We start from the raw sequence: 17,135 nt of genomic DNA on the forward strand, positions 1-17,135 counted from the left end.
TGGCGCTACTCCCCGCCCGACCGGTCCGCCGCGATGTCGTCGGCGTAGCGCTCGACGAGCGTCGCGAACGCGGCCGCCTCCGCCTGCTCGCGTCTCGCCTGTGAACGCGGGTCCCGCAGTAACTCCTTCACCGCGGTCAGCGCGTCGGCTCTGTTGGCGGCGACCTCCTCGGCCACCTCGCGGGGGTCGGAGACGACCCGGGAGACCAGTCCGAGGCGCTTCGCCTCGTCGGCGGCGACGACCCGTCCGGAGAGTGCGAGGTCCATCGCGTCGCCCTCGCCGAGGACGCGCGGGAGGCGGACGGTGCCGCCCCACGCGCCGAAGAGACCGAACCTGACGCCGGGTTCGGCGAAGGTGGCGTCGGGGGTCGCGACCCGCACGTCGCAGGCGAGTGCGAGTTCGACGCCGCCGCCGCGGGCCGCTCCGTCGATTCCGGCGACGACGACCGGCTCGGCGGACTCGACGGCGTTCGCCACCCGCTGGCCGTGGCGGGCGAACTCGCGGGCCTCGTCGCGGGAGAGGTCGGCGACGGTGTCGAGGTCGGCGCCGGCACAGAAGGCGTCGCCGTCGCCGTGGAGGTAGACGACCGGCTCGTCGGCGTCGGTGACCGCTTCCTCCAGGTCGTCGAGGTCGGCGGGGCGAAGCGCGTTGCGCCGGGCGGGGCGGTCGAGGGTGACGACGCGGACCGACCCGGCCGCCGTCGTGCGAACCATGGCGGGTCGTCGCTTCGGTTTCCAAAGGTCTTTGCCCTTGCCGTCGCTAGAGCGACGTAATGGACGATGCCGTGCGGACCCGCGACGCCGCGCGCGAGGCCCTCGCCGACGTCGAACCGCCCGCCCTGGGTGGCACCCTCGACGACCGGCTGGCCGACGCCCCGATGACGCCGGGCGCGCTCGCGTTGCTGTGTGCCCGGAGTCTGAACCCGGGCGTCGACCCCGACGCCGTGGCGGAGCGGGCCGCCGGCGTCCAGCTCATCTACGAAGGCCTGCGACTCACCCGTTACCTCGCCCACGAGGAGCCGTGGACTACGGAGCCGGAGTCGGACATCGACGCCGACCTCGACATCGTCGCCGCCGACGTGCTCGTCGCCCGCGGGTTCTACCTCCTCGCGCGGACGGGCGCCGCCGAGCAGGCGGTCGAGACCGTCCGCCGGTTCGGCCGCGACCAGACGCTCCGCCGCGCCGAGGGCGCCGACCCCGTCGCGCTCGACCGCAACCTCGAAGCCGACGTGTTCGAACTCGCGGTCGTCGCCGGCGTCGACGTGGGCGGCGACACCCCGTCGGCCGCCCTGCGGGAGTACGCCGCCGGACTGGCCCGCGGGTTCGACCCGGTCGACGGCGAGGCGCTCCCACCGGCCGCGGCCGCGCTCCCCGAGACGGTGGCCGACCGCATCGTCGCCCTCTCGGCGAATAGCGACGTAGAGAGCGCCGGCGACCGGGTTCCCTCCTCCGCGACCGACCCCTGAGTCCGCTCCCGCTTTCGGCGGCCGGGCGGCCGACCGCGCTCCACATCGTTTAGTACGACACCGACCGAGAGACGGGTATGCCGAGCGTCTCCAGCAACTGGGAGAAGGAGTCGAGCGGGTTCGAACGGCGCGACGAGGTGGCCGTCGGGGTGTACGTCACCCCCGCCGACGTGCACTACCACGGCGACGACGTCCACGCCCGGCCCGGCGTGCCGAGCGCCGAGGCCAACGCCTACCAGGTGTTCGCGGTCACCGACCTCGGCGGCGATGAGTCCCGCATCCCCCTGATTCACTACGCCGACGTGAACGACGCCGTCGCGTTCGCGGCGCTCGTCACCCGGTACGTCGACGCGCGCGACTCGCCGGTGGCTATCGAGGAGATTGGAGAGCAGGAGCCGGGGTACGAGGACGACTGGTGGCCCGAGGGCGTCGTCGACGCCGACGACCACCCGCCGCGCGAGGCGTTGTCGGCGATGCTGGGGACCTACGCGGAGGTGCTGGCGGAGGCGCTGTCGTCCTGAGTGGGGTGTCGGTCGTGGGTGTGTGTCCGGCCGACGGAGCCGTGTTCCCCCCTGCCACGGACGCGTCTGAATCGAAACGCCTAAAGACAAATCGGGCAAAGACGAAAACGCGCCTGGGTAGCTTAGCGGTAAAGCGCGTCCTTGGTAAGGACGAGAGCCCGGGTTCAAATCCCGGCCTAGGCTTTCTCCGAGAGACACCCTGACGAGCGAACGCGCTCCCGAGACCGGCGACCGTCGAGCCCGACCGTCACCGACGCCCGCTACGCGGTCGGCGGCTCGACGACGCCCAACTGTGCGAATAACCCCATGAAGTCGTCGAGGAACCAGTCCTCCTTGCGCATCCCGTCCTCGAAGCGGAGGAACGCCATCCCCGACATCACGACCTCCTTCCCGGTCGGCTCGATGCCGAGGAGTTCGCCCTCGTGAGTCGCGCGCCAGCGGTATCTGGTCGCGAGGGTGTCGCCGTCCGCAACGGTGCCCTCACAGGAGATTGCCATGTCGGGGAACGCCGACCGGAGCATGCCGACGTACTCCTTGAACCCCTCCGGACCGTGGAACCCCTGAGGCCGAGCCGGGTTGTGGAGGACGTAGTCGTCCGCGAAGCGCTCGTCGACGAAGGACAGGTCGCCCTCCATCCAGATTCGGTCGAGCGCTTCGGCGAGGGCGGCCTTGTTTCGTTCAGCAGTAGTTTTGGTTGCACTCATTTACTCTCACATTTTCAGTAGTGTAGTGAGGGGTTAAATGTATGCGTCGGGTTCGGTCGAGAAGAGCATCGAAGCGGAGCGCGACACACTGGCCGATGTGACGACCGCTCAGTCCGTCTCGTGAACCGCCACGTCCAACTCCCCGTCCGCTACGTCCGCCGTCATCATCGTCGCCGCCTCGGCCGGGTCCGCCCCGGTGACGCTCCCGGGGTTCAGTAGCCGAACGCCGTCGTGGTCCGTGTCCGTCACCGAGTGGGTGTGGCCGGCCACGCCGACCGCGTCCTCGCCTCCCTCCTCGCGGGCGATGTCGGCGACGCGGTCGGCCCAGCCCTCGTGACTGCCGGTGCCGTGGGCGACGACGAAGGTGACCCCTCCGGCGTCGAGCGTCGTGACCGCGGGCAGGTCGAGATGTTGTGGGTCGAGATTGCCGAAGACGGCGGTCAGCTTCCCGTCGGCGAGCGTCTCGAACTCGTCGAGGGTCTCCGGCGAGGTGAAGTCGCCAGCGTGGACGACGCGGTCGGCGTCGGCGACTCGCTCCCGGAACGACTCGGGAATCTCGTCTTCGCGGTCCGGTACGTGGGAGTCGCTGACGATCGCGATTCGCGGCATGGCTCCGGATACGACCTCCGAACCCGAAAGCGCTCGGGCGGTGGCCGGGACTACCACCAGTAAGTGAACAGCGCCCAAAACGCCGCGTACGACCCGACAGTGGAGACGAGCGGGACGACGTTCTGCAGGAGGATGACGCGACCGGTCGTCTCGGGGTCGAACAGGTCGACCGCGTCGGAGGTGTCCGCCGGGGTCTCCCCTCCGCGGTCCGCCTCACCGGTTCGCAGGGTACCACCGTCGAGCCCCTTCGGGGTCGACCGGTCTACCGGGCCGTCCAACGTCTCGTCCGGGACGCCCGCCGCGAGCGTCACCGACCGGGAGGCCCGACCCCAGCCGAGGCCGACGATGGACATCGTCGCGATGATGACGAACGAGGCGGGGATGCCGACGGCGGAGAGCCCGACGACGATGCCGGAGGAGACGACGGCGACCACGAGCGCCGCGGTCAGCGGGAGGTCCGTGAGGTCGTTGCCGAGAGTGTCGAGCGTCCGGCGGGCGATGGTGAGTGCGCCGACCGCGACCGCGGCGCAGGCGAGCAGGATGAGCGGGTTCATCGCGACGCCGGCGCCGTACAACGGGGCGATGGCGTTCGCGACGTTCGACGTGCCCGAGGAGAACGCCATCAGACAGCCGATGACGACGACGAGCGCCGCGCCGACGAGTTCCCTGTCGGTGGTGTTCGGCCCGGCGCGGGGTCTCGGGAGGGTTCCCGAGCGGTCGACCTCCACCAGCGGACCCTCGCTACTCCGTGCGTCGACCCAGCGGTCGATGCGCGGGTAGAGATAGCGCCCGACGACGCCGGAGACCCAGAAGCCGAGGATGGGCGCGACGAGCCACCAGACGACGATTTCGCCCATGACGGCCCAGTCGAGGGTCCCGGACGCGACGCCGAGACCGGCGATGGCGCCCACGGCCGTCATCGACGTGGAGGCGGGGACGCCGGCGTAGTTGCCGACGAACAGCCCCGCACCGATGAAGAAGAGCACGACGATGCTGGACTCGATGGTGAAGACGCCCGGTTCGGTGACGAGGTCCCGCCCCAGCGTGTCGACGACGCGCCGGCCGATGGTCCACGCGCCGACGAAGAAGAAGACGGCCATGAGGGCGCCGGCGGCGGCCTTCGAGAGCACCCCCGACCCGACCGCGGGACCGAAGGCGGGCCCCGTCGTCGACCCGCCGATGTTGTAGCCGACGAATAGCGAGACGGAGAGGCCGACGAGAAGTAAGGCACCGATCATGTCGACACCGACGGACGGCCGCGTAATGAACCCCAGCGGAAGTCCGGCGGCGGGGCGAACCGGACCAGGCGGGGCCGGGAGAAAACTCATGGCGGACGGGTCGAAACGGAGGCGACATGGTCCCTCCATCGGACTCGAACCACAGCACCGGTCCCGTCACCGACCGCGATGCCGACCCCGCTACCGACCGCGGCACCGACCCCGCCGAGCGCGGCTGTCCGAAGTGCGGCCACACCGGCACCGACGTGGGGACGATATCCACCACGGGCGGCGGCCTCTCGAAGCTGTTCGACATCCAGACGAACTCGTTCAAGGTCGTCTCCTGCACGAACTGCGGCTACTCGGAACTGTACCGCGACAGCACGCCGGGGTCGAGCGACATCGTCGACGTGTTCCTCGGCTGATGCCCGGCGTCGGACTCGGCTTCGCGGTCGTCTTCCTGTTCGCGCTCGCCCTCCCGCTCGTCCTGTACGCCCTCGTCCGGGCCGAACGCGGCGGACGCGAAGAGATGGACCGCGAGACGGCAGAACGGGTCGCGCGGCGCGACACGCCCGACCGGGACAACCGCTGAACCACGGCCGGACGACCGCTGAACCGTGACGAAGAGGCCATCGACCCGCGACGAGGCGACGGAGCCGGCCGCCCCGGCCTGACGGGGCTCGACACCGCGCCGTCGCCGGGCGAACGGTGTGGCGCTACCACACTTATGCCGGACCCGCTCGACACCCGCGTCGTGACTCTCGCCGCCGGCGACCCGGCGCTGACGCGCTTCGCGCTCCAACTGTTCGTCGTCCTCGTCGTCGCCCGCCTCCTCGGGGAGTTGGCGGGCCGAGCGGGCTTCGCGCCGGTCGTCGGCGAACTGCTCACCGGCCTCGTTCTCGGCCCCTCCCTACTGGGGTGGGTCGCCCCCGACGTCTTCGCGGGGCTGTTCCCCGCCGGCGCCGACGACGCGGTCGCCCTCGACGCCGTCGGGACGCTCGGGCTCCTCATGCTCCTCGTCCTCGCCGGCCTGGAGACCGACGTGGGGCTCGTCCGCCGCCGGTTGGGGGCGACGACGACCGTCGCCGCCGGAAGCATCGCCGTCCCCTTCGCCGGCGGGTTCGCGCTCGGCTGGTTCGTCCCCGCGCGCTTCCTCGCCGATTCGGGAAACAGAGTCGTCTTCGCGCTCTTTCTCGCCACCGCGCTGTCCATCTCCGCGGTGCCCGTCATCGCCCGCGTCCTCCTCGACCTCGGCGTGCTCGGCGACGACGCCCCGCAGGTGCTGCTCGCGGCCGCACTGGTCAACGACGCGCTCGGGTGGCTCCTGCTCTCGGTCGTCGCCGGGATGGCGGGCCGCGGCGCCGTCGACCTCGTCGGCGCCGCCGTCACCGTCGCGGCGCTCGTCCTGTTCCTGCTGGGCGCCGTCACCGTCGGCCAGTGGCTCGTCGACGCCGTCTACGCCCGGACGAAGCCCGGTCCGCCCATCGGCCACTTCTCGACGCTCGTCCTCCTCGCGCTCGGTGCCGCGGCCCTCGCGGCCGAACTCCGCATCGAGGCTTTTCTCGGCGCGTTCGTCCTCGGCGTGCTCGTCGGCCGGACGGGGCGGCTCGACCCCCACGTTCGGGAGACGTTCGAGACGGTCACCATCGCCGTGCTCGCCCCCGTCTTCTTCGCGACCGCGGGGCTCCGGGCCGACCTGACGGCGCTCGTCGACCCCGAAGTCGCCGTCCTCGCGCTCGTCACCCTCGCCGTCGCCGTCGGCGGGAAGTTCCTCGGCGCCGCCGCGGGCGCGCGAGTCGCCGGGTTCGACCGACGGGACGCCTTCGGGATGGGTGCCGGCCTCAACGCCCGCGGCGCGCTCGAACTCGTCGTCGCCAGCGTCGGCCTCTCGCTCGGCGTGCTGACGGGCGCGACGTACGCCGTCGTCGTCCTCGTCGCCGTCGTCACGTCGGTGATGGCCGCGCCGCTGTTGCGCTGGGCGTTCGCGTCGGGCGACGGGGCCGCCGGTGGCGACGGCGCCGGCGCGTGACGGGGCCCGAGCGGCTACCTCGCCGGGGGCGAAAGCTACTGGGCCGAGCGGGGAGAACTGACGGGAACGGCGAACCAATGCTCACAGATACGCCGGGCATCCACCACATCACGGGTATCGTCCGCGACGCGCAGGCGAACGTCGACTTCTACACCGGCGTGCTGGGACTTCGCCTCGTCAAGTCGACCGTGAATTTCAACGAGAAGTTCACGCGCCACCTCTTCTACGGCGACGGGACCGGCACCCCGGGGACCGGACTGACGTTCTTTCCGTACCCCGCCGAGGACGACGGACGGGCCGGGAAGCCGCAGATTCGGACCGCGGCGCTCGTCGTCCCGCCGGGGTCACTCGACTTCTGGTACGAGCGACTCACCGAACGCGGTGTCGACGTGGAGGGGCCCTTCGAACGGTTCGACGAGCGCGTCCTGCGGCTGTCGGACCCCGACGGCACCGAGCTCGAACTCGTTACCGGGGAGTCGTCGGTCGAGCCGTGGACGGACGGACCGGTTCCGGCCCGCCACGCGATTCGGGGAATCCACGGCGTGACCCTGCTCTCGGCGAGCCCATTCGTCACCGCCGGGCTCCTCGAGACGCTCGGGTTCGACCTCGAAGCCCAGGAGGGCGACCGCGTGCGCTACCGCGCCCCGGGCGACCGCGCGACCGTCGTCGACCTCCTCGACCGCGACGCCGAGTTCGGGCGCGAGGGTGCCGGCTCTATCCACCACGTCGCGGTGCGCGTCCCCGACGAGGAACAGTTGTACGAGTGGCACAGCCTCCTCCGCGAGCGCGACTACGACGTTTCGCGGGTGAAAGACCGCCACTTCTTCCACTCGCTGTACGTCAGAGAACCGGGCGGCATCCTGTTCGAGTTGGCGACCGACTACGAGGGGCTCGCAGGGGAGACAGATGATATCGACGCCGACGCCCCCGCCCAGTCACTGTTCCTCCCACCGTGGCTGGAGGAGGACCGCGAGATGATAGAGGGTCAACTCCCGCCCCTCGACCTCCCATTCGAGTCCGGGAGCGACTGATGTCCTGGGACCCGAGCCTGTTCGAAGCGGGGGAGAACCCGAACCGGGACCACCCCATCGAAACCGCCGGAGCGCCGCCCGTGGCGGCCGAGGCGGCCGTCGTGATGCTCCACGGGCGAGGGTCGACCGGGAAGCAGATACTCAGACTCGCCGACGAGTTTCTCCGCCACGGCGCGATGTATCTCGCCCCGCAGGCCGCCGGCAGGTCGTGGTACCCCTGGTCGGCCGCCGCCCCGCGCGAGGAGAACGAACCGTGGGTCTCGGCGGCGCTCGAACGAGTGGCCGACGCCGTCGACCGCGCCCGCGACGCCGGCGTCCCACCCGAGCGGACGCTCCTGTTCGGCTTCTCCCAGGGCGCCTGCCTCGCCGCCGAGTTCGTCGCCCGGAACCCGCGCCGGTACGGCGGGGTCGTCGTTCTCTCGGGGGGTCTGCTCGGCCCGGACCCGGGCGCCGGGTACGACGGGTCGCTGGCGGGGACGCCGGTCTTTCTCGGCTGTGGCAGCGACGACCCCCACGTCGGCGCCGACCGCGCCGAGGCGTCCGCGGGGGCGTTCGAGCGACTCGGCGGCGACGTGACCTGCCGGTGCTACGACGACCTGGGTCACGAGATAAACGACGACGAAGTTCGGGAGACGGACGCGCTCTTGGGGCGCCTGGTGTGAGAGTTGAGCGAGCAGGGGTTTATTTCAGCCGTGATACGTGCGACTCAGCTTCTAGAGACGTGCCGCGTATCTAGCGAGCGACTCCTGACTGAAGTACGATACAGTCCCGGTGGTCGTGCTGAATACAGAGGTATGTTCAGCAGAAGTTGCGCAGTCTGATTCAGCTATTGTCTTTTCAGAGCTTTTCGGACTTCTCGGCTGACCAGATACACTCCGCCCAGAAAGAATAGTAACGTAGTCACAAGCATACCGTTAATTGCGATTAGTACCGTAGAACCAATCAACAACGCCGCTCCCACTACAACATTCACAATATCTGTTTTCGGCTCATCATCCATTGTTTGATACTTATGCCAGAATGTAGTATAAACTTCTCATGGTCATAAAGCTGTCAGAAGACCTGTGCAGAATATGCGCTCTGTATTCAGCAGAGATATACTGACAGCGACCACCCAGTTCTGAACAGCAAACATAGACACGCTCTGTCTCTAGGAGCTGAGTCAGACCGAACTACACTGGAAGAAAGGTAGTTTGTTCCGACCGGACTCGACGTGACTCGGCTCCAGGAGACGTGGCAGGTGTCCGCGGTCGAAGTGGCATGACGGAGGGTAAACTGCTGCACTTCAGGACTAACAAGTGATATGTGAACAGCACTTTTACCAGATAGCATGCCGAATGACGCTCGGATTTCCGCTGTCGATACGGATGATTCTCGTGTTCGAGCAGCCGCAATTGTGCTGATGGGTTCGTGCTTCTCCCTGTTCCTGTTTCTCGATGCTCCTGACTTCGCGAGCCCGTACTACGTTTTCGCCGTTGGAACGATGGTTTTCGCCGTCCTCTTCGCGGGTGCTATGCTCGCCTCTGTGTCCCGAGAGTAGACCCGCGCTCCGAGTCCGGAAGTTGCGTCGTCGCGACCGGTGGTCGAAGAAAGTCACACGCCCACTGTCACCGACACGAGAGCCGACGACCGAGTCCGATTACTTGAACTCCTCGGGGTCGAGGAAGCGCGCCGGCACCAGGTCGACGACGTGCGCCGGAAGCGCGTCGACGACGCGCTCTGCGGCCCACACCATCGGCTTTCGCAACACGACGTAGACGAACGAGACGCCGAGGGCGAGGAGCACCAGCGTCTCGGCGAGTCCCGAGAGGACGGCGTAGGCGGGGAGTCCGAACACGCCCGCCAGTAGCAGGTCCTCGGGGGCGCCGTCGTAGCGAATCCAGCGCCGCGGGGCGATCCAGCGTCCCCGGAAGTGGTCGTAGACGGCGCGGTCGGAGTTCCCCTCCCACGGCCGAAGCTCCAGCCCACCCCCTAGCGCGTCCATGGCAGAGTGAATTCCCGCGGCCGCGAGGAACAGCGCGGCCGCGAGCGTCGCGGGACCGGGCGAGACGAGCGCGACGACGGCCGCGAGGGCGGCGGCGAGCGGGAAGTACACCGGGAAGTGGAGCGTCTTTCGGTGGCCGGCGTAGAGGTCGAAGTCGGGGAACAGCCCCCCGAGCGCGCCGGCGGCCACCGGCACGAGCCCGCCGTCGGGAGCCACGAGCAGCGCGAGGGCCACCCCGACGAGGGCGTGCGTGGTCGCCATCATATGGAGTCGTCGGTAGGAGAGTTCCGAATAAATGCGTGTCGTGTGTGAGGTTATCACGCACGGGGCGACGGAGCCGGCTCCCGACCGGGCCGCGTCGATTCGCCTCCGGACGTGCGGCGAGGGGTTTAGCCCTCGGCGGCCGTACGCACCGAGTATGGGCACTCGACTGGTCCCCTCGGGCCGAACGGCGACGCGGCTGTTACAGGCCGCCATCGGGGTCGTGCTGGTCGAAGGCCTCCTCCTGCAGAACCCCGGGGTCGTCGTCAACGCCCTCCTCTCGCTCGGCGTGACGTTCCTGCCGCCGGTGCTCGCCCGCGACTGGGAGGTCCGCCTCGACACCCGACTCACCCTCTACATCGCCGTCGCCGTCTTCCTGCACTCGGTCGGGATGCTCGGGTTCTACGAGTCGGTCTGGTGGTACGACCACCTCACCCACACGCTCTCGGCGACGGTCGTCGCCGGCGTCGGCTACGCGACGGCGAAGGCGTTCGACGAGCACTCCGACGCCGTCCACTTCCCGGGGAGCTTCCTCGCGCTGTACGTCCTCCTGTTCACGCTCGCGCTGGGCGTGTTCTGGGAGGTACTCGAGTTCGGTGCACGACTCCTCGCTACCGCGGTCGGCATGGACCCCATCCTGTTCCAGTACGGCATCGACGACACCCTGCTCGACCTCGTGTTCAACACCGCCGGGGCGGTGTTGGTGGCGCTGTTCGGCTCGGGCGCCCTGCGCCCGCTCGTCGAGTCGCTGACGACCCGCTTCGACCGGAGCTTCGGCGAACGGTAGCCGAAGGCGGGGTCCGCCCGAGGGAACCGACAGCCGCCCGACGGCAGGCGGGCCGTCGCCGACCGCGACCCGGGACGGGGACGCATCTTTTTACCGGGGCACGCGGAAAGGGAGGTATGCGATTCGTCATCGTGGGGTACGGACGCGTCGGCGCCCGCACCGCCCGCATCCTGCAGGAGGAGGGTCACGACCTCGTCGTCGTCGAGAACGACCGCGACAAGGCCGAGCGCGCCCTCGAAGCCGGCTTCGAGGTCGTCGAGGGGGACGGGAGCGTCGAGACCGTGCTCGTCGAGGCCGGCGTCGAGGACGCCGACGCCGTCGGCGGGCTCACCGGCGACCCCAACGTCAACTTCGCGGCCTGTATGCTCGGCAAGGAGTACGGCTGTCGGACCGTCCTGCGCATCGACGAGGACTACCGCAAGGAGATTTACGAGCAGTACGCCGAGGACGTCGACGAGATCGTCTACCCCGAGCGCCTCGGCGCCGCGGGCGCCAAGACCGCGCTCCTCGGCGGGAACTTCAACGCCCTCGGTGACCTCACCGAACGCCTCCAGCTCTCGGTCGTTCGCATCCCCGAGGGGTCACCCTCGGTCGGCAAGCGGGTCACCGAGGTCGCGCTTCCCGAGGAGGCGCGCATCTACGCGCACGGCCGCGGGCGCGAGGCCATGACCATCCCGCTCCCCGGCACCGAAATCGAGGCCGGCGACCACCTCGCGCTCATCATCGAACGCGAGGTGCTCGACGAGGTGCGGGAAGCACTCCTCGGCGACGTCGACGCGGACCTGACGGTCTGAGTCGGGTTCGGCGCGAGCGCGCGAACACGTCGACGTACGGTCGGGAGAACTGCCCCTCAGTCGTCCTGTTCCTTCAGCCACTCGTCGAGCAGGGTGCGAATCGCCGCGTCGCGGTTGTCGCGGTGGTCACTGAACGCCATCTCCTCGACGAGTTCGAGCTCTTCCTCGGCGAGCTCGATGGTCACGTCCTCCCCCTCGAACTGGTCCTGCCTCATCCGGCGTCGACTCGGGACTGGCGGTACAAATACGTTAGTCAGACGGGTGTCGGGCGCGCGTTCGTCTCCGGGACTCCCCGTCGGGAACGGAGCCTACTCGCCGCGGTCGAGATACTCTCCCTGGACCGCGACGACCGCCGAGGAGTCCGCGCAGTCGGCGTACCGTCGGAGGGGTTCCTCGTTGAGTTCGAGAAACGTCTCCCCCCAGCGGAACTTCGCGAGGATTCGTTCGGCGTGCTCGCGCTCTCCGAGGATACAGAGCGCCGCCGCGAGCGCTTCGACGGTCGTCAGACGCATCGGCCGGCCGAAGTTGACCGGGTTGGCGGCGACGAGGTAGGGCAACGCGCGGTGCTCGCCCGGCAGCGAGAACATGGCCTCGCCCGCCGACTCCCACGAGCAGTCGAGCGCGACGAGCGCCCGCTCCGCCTCCTCGCGGTCGGCGGGCGACAGCGCCCGCTCGGCGTGGGGGTTGAGTACGACCCCGTACGGCGTGGCGCGGTCCGAGCGGTGGAGTTCCGCGAGGTCGAACCGCGCCAGCTTCCGGGCCGTGCACTTCTTCGGGTCGTCGTCGCCCTCGTACCGGACGTGCAGGTCCACGGTCGAGGTAGCCCGGAGACCGGCAAAAGCGACACGGTGCGGTCCTCGGCCGGCTCGTCCCGGGCCGCCGGCGCCACGCTCTTCTCCCCGCCGTGTGACGGTCGAGGCACGACTATGAGCGTTCCCGACGCCGTCACGACCTACTACGACGCCCTCGACGACGGCGACTACGAAGCCCTGCGCGAGGTGCTCGCCCCCGACTTCGCCCAACGCCGTCCCGACCGGACCTTCGAGGGGCGGGAGGCGTTCGTCCGGTTCATGCGCGACGACCGCCCGCGGACCGACACCGTCCACGCCGTCGACCGGGTGTACCGCGCGGGCGACGCCGACGCACGAGGTATCGGTAACGGCGGCGGGTCGAACGACGAGGACCGCGGCGGTCTGGAGGTCGCGGTCCGGGGGCGACTGCTCACCGCGGACGACAGGGAGGAGCTCGTCGCGTTCGTCGACGTGTTCCGCGTCGTCGACGAGCGAATCGGCGAGTTACGGACCTACACCGGCTGATTCGACCGGAGGAGGCCGGAGGCGAACAGTTATCCTCCTGCGGCGTTTTGCCGTGAACGACTCCTCGTGGCCGGAGCCGCGGCACCGCGCCGCGCCCGGCCGGCAGCCACCCGTCACGTGGCGCACGCCGATGCAACAGGACGTTCACGACGCGCTCGCGTCACGGTTCGACACGCATAGAGTCGTTCGAGCGCTCCGCGCCGTCCCGCCACACGAGGTCTGGGAGGTCGGGGTCGACGGCCGCCGCGCCGTTCTCAAACGCGACACCGGCCCGACGGGGAACGCTGCCGTCGAGGGACGCGTGACCGCCTTCGTCGGCGACCGGACGTCGGTTCCGGTGCCCGAGGTACTGCACGTCGGCGACGACTGCTACGTCGCCGCGTGGCATCCGGACGCTCCGGCCCCCGACGCCGCGGAGACCGCGGGGAGGTCCTGGGCACGGGCGGCGGGCCGCGGGCTGGCGACGCTCCACGAGGAGACGGAGTCGCTGGTCGGTCGCTACGGCAGGTTCGACGGTGCCGGGGGCGTCCTCTCTGTCGACGGAGATGCCGACTGGCACGCCGCCGCGGTCGACTACGTTCGTCGGCGCCGGCCCGCGATGGACGAACACGGACACGGCGCCGTCGCCGACGCCGTCGTCGACTTCCTCGTCGACCGCCCCGACGCCTTCGCTGGCGCCGACGGTCCCGTCTGCTGTCACGGCTGGGCGACCCCGGAACACGTCGCCGTCGACGACGGCGAGGTCGCCTGCGTCGTCGACTTCGAACACGCGCTCGCGGCACCCGGCGAGTTCGACTACTGGCGGACCGTCCTCCCGACCTTCCAAGGCGACGAGGCGGGGCGCCGGGCGTTCCGCGAGGGGTACGAGTCGGTGCGGACGCTCCCGTCGGGGTTCGGGCACCGACGACCGCTGTACGTGCTGTTGAACGAGGTGTACTACGTCGAATCGCTGTACGTGCAGAACCGCCTCGGCGCCGAGGAGAAGCGAGAACGCGCCGCGTGGCTCGAAGACCGCATCCGTGAGACGGTGGAACGTCTCCGCTGAGTCCCGAGGGCCGGGGCGGTGGCGTCAGACGGCGTCCTGGCGAACCGTCTCCCGGCCGCGTTCCCGCTCGCGGAGGAGTTCCATGGCGAGGGCGTACAGCAAGTAGCCGACCGCGAACGGCGCGAGTGCGAGCGCGACCCAGAGGAGGACGGTGGGCAGGGGGACGCCGAAGCCGAACTCGAACCCCGGACCGGCGACGGGGCCGTGCGGTCCCATCCCGACCGCCCCCCACATCGAGAACCGCCAGACTACGCCGACGACGCCGGCGAACAGGGTGGTGGCGAGGAGCGCCGCGAGGAACCCGGTTGCGGTACGGGCGAGGGTGGTGGTCGTCTGGCTCATACGAGAGCGTAGGGCCGGAGCCGACATCCCTCCCGCGGGTGGTTCTCAGCCGACGGGAACGTCGGGAACCCTCGGCCCGTCAGACGGCCCCCGCCGCTTGCGACGCTCCGGCCTCGCGTCGCTCCCGCCGCTTGACGGCCTCCATCGCGAGGCTGTAGAGGAGGTAGCCGGCGAGGAACGGCGCGACGACGAGGGCGACCCGCAGGAGGAGCGTCCCGAGGGAGAGCCCCGAGTCGACGGCGGCGGCGGTCGTCGTGTTTCGCAGAGGGACGAGTACTCGGTGCATGGGTGGCGGTACGCGCCGAGGGGACAATCAGTTACCGGTGCGAACACGGGTGGTTCGGCTCACTCCCGTTCGCCGGCACCACGGTCGCTACCGGTCACTGACGCAGGCTCGCTACTCGCGTTCGCCTGCGCCAACCGCGCTCTCGCCGACCTTCTCGCCGCCCTCGATGCGCTCTTTACCGTTCATGTACGGCTGGAGCGCCTCGGGCACGTCGACGGTGCCGTCCTCGTTCTGGTAGTACTCGAGTACCGCGACCATCACGCGGCCGACGGCGGTGCCCGAAGCGTTGAGCGTGTGGAGGTACTCCGCCGACTCGTGGCGCTCCGGCCGGTAGCGCAGGCCGGCGCGCCGGGCCTGGAAGTCCTCGAAATTCGACGCCGACGACACCTCGAGCCAGCGGCCGCCCTCCTCGGGCCCCTCGTCGCTCTCGGTGCCGGGCGCCCACACTTCGAGGTCGTAAGTCTTCGCGGCGGCGAAGCCGAGGTCGCCGGTACAGAGGTTCAGCACGCGGTAGGGGAGCCCGAGCCGGTCGAGTACCTCGGCCGCCTCCTCGAGGAGCGCGTCGAGGCGGTCGTACGACCCCTCGGGTTCGACGAAGTTGACGAGTTCGACCTTGTTGAACTGGTGGACGCGGACGATGCCGCGCGTCTCGGTGCCGTGTTCGCCTGCTTCGCGTCGGAAGTTCGGGGTGTACGCCTGGTGCTTCAGCGGGAGGTCCTCCTTCAGCATGATTTCGTCGCGGTACATGTTGGTGACGGGCACCTCCGCCGTGGGACAGAGCCAGAGGTCGTCGTCCTCGTACTCGTCGTGCTCCGCGCCGCCGATGCGGTAGGCGTCCTCGTTGAACTTCGGAAGCTGACCGGTCCCCGTCATCGACGTGCTCGTGACCGGAATCGGCGGGAAGAGGTCGACGTACTCCTGCTCGCGGTGCACGTCGAGCATGAACTGCACGAGCGCGTGTTCGAGCATCGCGCCCTCGCCCTTGAGGAAGTAGAAGCCCGACCCGGTCGTCTTCGCAGCGCGAGCCTCGTCGATGATGTCCAGGTCCTCCCCGAGTTCGAAGTGCGGCGTCACCTCGTCGGGGAGGTCGCGGCGGTCCTCCCATCCCACACGACGGACCTCCTCGTTGTCGGCCTCGTCCTGCCCCTCCGGGACGCTCTCGTGGGGAATCTGCGGGAGTTCGAGCAGGGCGTCCTCCAGTTCCGATTCGAGGTCCGCGGCGCGCTCTTCGAGGTCCGCGAGTTCGGCCTTCAGTTCGCTCGACCGGTCGATGGCCGCCTGCGCCTCGTCGTCCTTCCCCTCGGCTTTGAGCTGGCCGATTTCGCTGCTGACCTCGTTTCGCTCGTGGCGGAGTTCGTCGCCGCGTCCCTTCAGCGAGCGCCACTCCTCGTCGGTCTCCAGCAGCCGGTCGAGGTCGACGTCGTAGCCGCGGGCGTCGAGCGACTCGCGAACCGTCTCCGGGTTCTCGCGGAGGAACTGCCGTGGAATCATACTCACGAGTGGTGTCCGCGCTCGGGAAAACGGTATCGGAGGCGTGCCGGTCGATGACGGGGACGGACGAGACGAGTTCGACTCGCACGACCCCGGAAGGAGGCCCTGCGCGGTCGGCGCGCGCTGGCGAGCGGGCTCGTCCGCTCGTCAGTAGCGTGCGGGGGCTTCCGGGAGACACGGACCCGGGGACAAACTCGTCGACGAGGCCGACGCCCGACACACCGAAGACGAAGAACGCGAACACCGACACCCCCGAACCCTTTTACCCGACCCCGACACCCATCCGCCATGGCTATCGGCGACGTGAATCCGGTCCCCGACAGCAGCGACGTCTACTATCTCGACACCGGGATGTACGACACGGAGGCGTACGGCTCCGTCTACATCGTCGACGCCGAGCGCCCGGCGCTCGTCGACGCCGGCATCGGGACGAACCGGGACCTGCTGTTCGACGCCCTCGACCAAGTCGGGGTCGACCGCGACGAACTCGCCTACGTCCTCCCGACGCACGTCCACCTCGACCACGCCGGCGGCGCCGGCTTCCTCGCCGCCGAGTACCCGAACGCCACCGTCATGACCCACGAGACCGGCGTCCCGCACCTGGTCGACCCCTCGCGGCTCGTGGCGGGGACGAAGAGCGCCGTCGAGGACCAGTGGCAGTTCTACGTCGAACCCGAACCCGTCCCCGAGGACCGCATCGAACCCCTCGAAGACGGCGACACCGTCGACCTCGGCGACCGCGAACTCGACGTGGTGGGCGCCCCCGGCCACGCCCCACACCAGGTGATGTTCCACGACCGCGCCGACGACGTGCTGTTCACCGGCGACGCGGCGGGTATCTGGGTGCCGAGCGAGCGGAAGGTCCGCCAGACCACCCCGCCCTCGCAGTTCGACCTCGAGAAGTGTCTCGCCGACGCGAACCGCATCACCGAACTGGACCCCGACACGCTCTGCTTCGGCCACTTCGGCCCGCGGGAGTTCGCCCCCGAACTGATGGAGGCGTACAAGCGCACCCTCGTCGAGTGGGTCGAGGCCGTCCGGGCCAAGCGCGAAGAACTCGGCGACGACGAGGCCGTCATCGCGCACTTCCAGGAGCACACTGACATGGTCGGGACGTGGAACGAGACGAAGGCCCTCGCCGAGGAGCGCCTCAACGTGAAGGGCGTCCTCGGATATCTGGACTACCGAGCGAAGCAGGAGACAGCGAGCGGAGAGTAGCCGACGCCCGGGAGAGTCCACTACTCACCGACCGG

At 69.5% G+C, this 17,135-nt stretch carries 22 protein-coding genes and 1 tRNA gene; 13 read left to right on the top strand and 10 right to left on the bottom strand.

The window, feature by feature from the left end; translation table 11 throughout:
- Window positions 1–5 precede the first annotated feature (5 nt).
- Window positions 6–713, bottom strand: coding sequence for an enoyl-CoA hydratase/isomerase family protein (locus tag N5095_RS16550; protein ID WP_267624192.1), 708 nt, complete (start codon window positions 711–713; stop codon window positions 6–8).
- A gap of 59 nt (window positions 714–772) precedes the next feature.
- On the opposite strand from N5095_RS16550, the gene N5095_RS16555 reads away from it, so the two are divergent.
- From N5095_RS16555 to N5095_RS16565, 3 genes are all read left to right on the top strand, one after another.
- Window positions 773–1,465, top strand: a complete 693-nt coding sequence (locus N5095_RS16555) for a DUF7114 family protein (protein WP_267624194.1) — start codon at window positions 773–775, stop codon at window positions 1,463–1,465.
- 77 nt (window positions 1,466–1,542) lie between these two features.
- A complete protein-coding gene (locus N5095_RS16560; RefSeq protein ID WP_267624196.1) occupies window positions 1,543–1,986 on the top strand; it encodes a hypothetical protein in 444 nt (147 codons plus the stop codon).
- A gap of 111 nt (window positions 1,987–2,097) precedes the next feature.
- Window positions 2,098–2,169 (top strand) — tRNA-Thr (locus tag N5095_RS16565).
- A gap of 77 nt (window positions 2,170–2,246) precedes the next feature.
- On the opposite strand, the gene N5095_RS16570 is transcribed toward N5095_RS16565, so the two are convergent.
- The 3 genes from N5095_RS16570 to N5095_RS16580 form a co-directional block, all read right to left on the bottom strand.
- Complete coding sequence (locus tag N5095_RS16570) at window positions 2,247–2,690, bottom strand: ester cyclase (RefSeq protein WP_267624201.1); 444 nt, start codon at window positions 2,688–2,690, stop codon at window positions 2,247–2,249.
- A gap of 108 nt (window positions 2,691–2,798) precedes the next feature.
- The gene (locus N5095_RS16575; protein WP_267624203.1) at window positions 2,799–3,299 is read right to left on the bottom strand and encodes a metallophosphoesterase family protein; all 501 of its coding nucleotides are present in this window, start codon (window positions 3,297–3,299) and stop codon (window positions 2,799–2,801) included.
- Between the two features lie 50 nt (window positions 3,300–3,349).
- Window positions 3,350–4,537, bottom strand: coding sequence for an inorganic phosphate transporter (locus N5095_RS16580; protein ID WP_267624205.1), 1,188 nt, complete (start codon window positions 4,535–4,537; stop codon window positions 3,350–3,352).
- 116 nt (window positions 4,538–4,653) lie between these two features.
- Between N5095_RS16580 and N5095_RS16585 the strand changes: the two genes are divergently transcribed.
- From N5095_RS16585 to N5095_RS16605, 5 genes are all read left to right on the top strand, one after another.
- Window positions 4,654–4,941, top strand: coding sequence for a zinc ribbon domain-containing protein (locus N5095_RS16585; protein WP_267624206.1), 288 nt, complete (start codon window positions 4,654–4,656; stop codon window positions 4,939–4,941).
- The gene (locus tag N5095_RS16590) at window positions 4,941–5,108 is read left to right on the top strand and encodes a DUF8143 family protein (protein ID WP_267624208.1); all 168 of its coding nucleotides are present in this window, start codon (window positions 4,941–4,943) and stop codon (window positions 5,106–5,108) included. Before N5095_RS16585 ends, N5095_RS16590 begins: the two co-directional genes overlap by 1 nt.
- 162 nt (window positions 5,109–5,270) lie before the next feature.
- The gene (locus N5095_RS16595; RefSeq protein ID WP_267624210.1) at window positions 5,271–6,545 is read left to right on the top strand and encodes a cation:proton antiporter; all 1,275 of its coding nucleotides are present in this window, start codon (window positions 5,271–5,273) and stop codon (window positions 6,543–6,545) included.
- A 77-nt stretch (window positions 6,546–6,622) separates the two neighbouring features.
- Complete coding sequence (locus N5095_RS16600) at window positions 6,623–7,576, top strand: VOC family protein (protein ID WP_267624212.1); 954 nt, start codon at window positions 6,623–6,625, stop codon at window positions 7,574–7,576.
- A complete protein-coding gene (locus N5095_RS16605; protein WP_267624214.1) occupies window positions 7,576–8,238 on the top strand; it encodes an alpha/beta hydrolase in 663 nt (220 codons plus the stop codon). Before N5095_RS16600 ends, N5095_RS16605 begins: the two co-directional genes overlap by 1 nt.
- A 977-nt stretch (window positions 8,239–9,215) precedes the next feature.
- Here the strand turns inward: N5095_RS16605 and N5095_RS16610 are convergent.
- Window positions 9,216–9,824 (bottom strand): metal-dependent hydrolase, encoded by a 609-nt coding sequence (locus tag N5095_RS16610; protein ID WP_267624216.1) that lies wholly within the window; start codon window positions 9,822–9,824, stop codon window positions 9,216–9,218.
- Between the two features lie 154 nt (window positions 9,825–9,978).
- Between N5095_RS16610 and N5095_RS16615 the strand changes: the two genes are divergently transcribed.
- On the top strand, window positions 9,979–10,608 hold the full coding sequence (locus N5095_RS16615) for a DUF2238 domain-containing protein (protein ID WP_267624218.1): 630 nt from the start codon (window positions 9,979–9,981) through the stop codon (window positions 10,606–10,608).
- Window positions 10,609–10,724: 116 nt separating this feature from the next.
- The gene (locus tag N5095_RS16620; protein WP_267624220.1) at window positions 10,725–11,402 is read left to right on the top strand and encodes a potassium channel family protein; all 678 of its coding nucleotides are present in this window, start codon (window positions 10,725–10,727) and stop codon (window positions 11,400–11,402) included.
- 56 nt (window positions 11,403–11,458) lie between these two features.
- Here the strand turns inward: N5095_RS16620 and N5095_RS16625 are convergent, their stop codons facing one another.
- Window positions 11,459–11,617: a hypothetical protein gene (locus tag N5095_RS16625; RefSeq protein ID WP_267624222.1), complete on the bottom strand. Its 159-nt coding sequence runs from the start codon at window positions 11,615–11,617 to the stop codon at window positions 11,459–11,461.
- A gap of 93 nt (window positions 11,618–11,710) precedes the next feature.
- Window positions 11,711–12,214 carry a DUF367 family protein gene (locus N5095_RS16630; protein ID WP_267624224.1) on the bottom strand — a complete coding sequence of 168 codons (504 nt, stop codon included), beginning with the start codon at window positions 12,212–12,214 and terminating at the stop codon, window positions 11,711–11,713.
- A gap of 114 nt (window positions 12,215–12,328) precedes the next feature.
- Here N5095_RS16630 and N5095_RS16635 point away from each other — a divergent pair, with 114 nt between their 5' ends.
- Window positions 12,329–12,718, top strand: coding sequence for a nuclear transport factor 2 family protein (locus N5095_RS16635; RefSeq protein ID WP_267624226.1), 390 nt, complete (start codon window positions 12,329–12,331; stop codon window positions 12,716–12,718).
- A gap of 130 nt (window positions 12,719–12,848) precedes the next feature.
- Window positions 12,849–13,763: a phosphotransferase family protein gene (locus N5095_RS16640; protein WP_267624228.1), complete on the top strand. Its 915-nt coding sequence runs from the start codon at window positions 12,849–12,851 to the stop codon at window positions 13,761–13,763.
- A gap of 24 nt (window positions 13,764–13,787) precedes the next feature.
- On the opposite strand, the gene N5095_RS16645 is transcribed toward N5095_RS16640, so the two are convergent.
- The 3 genes from N5095_RS16645 to serS form a co-directional block, all read right to left on the bottom strand.
- On the bottom strand, window positions 13,788–14,105 hold the full coding sequence (locus N5095_RS16645) for a hypothetical protein (RefSeq protein WP_267624230.1): 318 nt from the start codon (window positions 14,103–14,105) through the stop codon (window positions 13,788–13,790).
- Between the two features lie 79 nt (window positions 14,106–14,184).
- Window positions 14,185–14,391: a hypothetical protein gene (locus N5095_RS16650; protein WP_267624232.1), complete on the bottom strand. Its 207-nt coding sequence runs from the start codon at window positions 14,389–14,391 to the stop codon at window positions 14,185–14,187.
- A 111-nt stretch (window positions 14,392–14,502) separates the two neighbouring features.
- Entirely contained in the window at window positions 14,503–15,882 is a 1,380-nt protein-coding gene (gene serS / locus N5095_RS16655; protein ID WP_267624234.1) for a serine--tRNA ligase, read from the bottom strand.
- Between the two features lie 288 nt (window positions 15,883–16,170).
- Here serS and N5095_RS16660 point away from each other — a divergent pair, with 288 nt between their 5' ends.
- A complete protein-coding gene (locus N5095_RS16660; protein ID WP_267624236.1) occupies window positions 16,171–17,100 on the top strand; it encodes an MBL fold metallo-hydrolase in 930 nt (309 codons plus the stop codon).
- Window positions 17,101–17,135 lie beyond the last annotated feature (35 nt).

It is taken from the genome of Halobium salinum, assembly GCF_026586625.1.
Lineage (GTDB): Archaea > Halobacteriota > Halobacteria > Halobacteriales > Haloferacaceae > Halobium > Halobium salinum.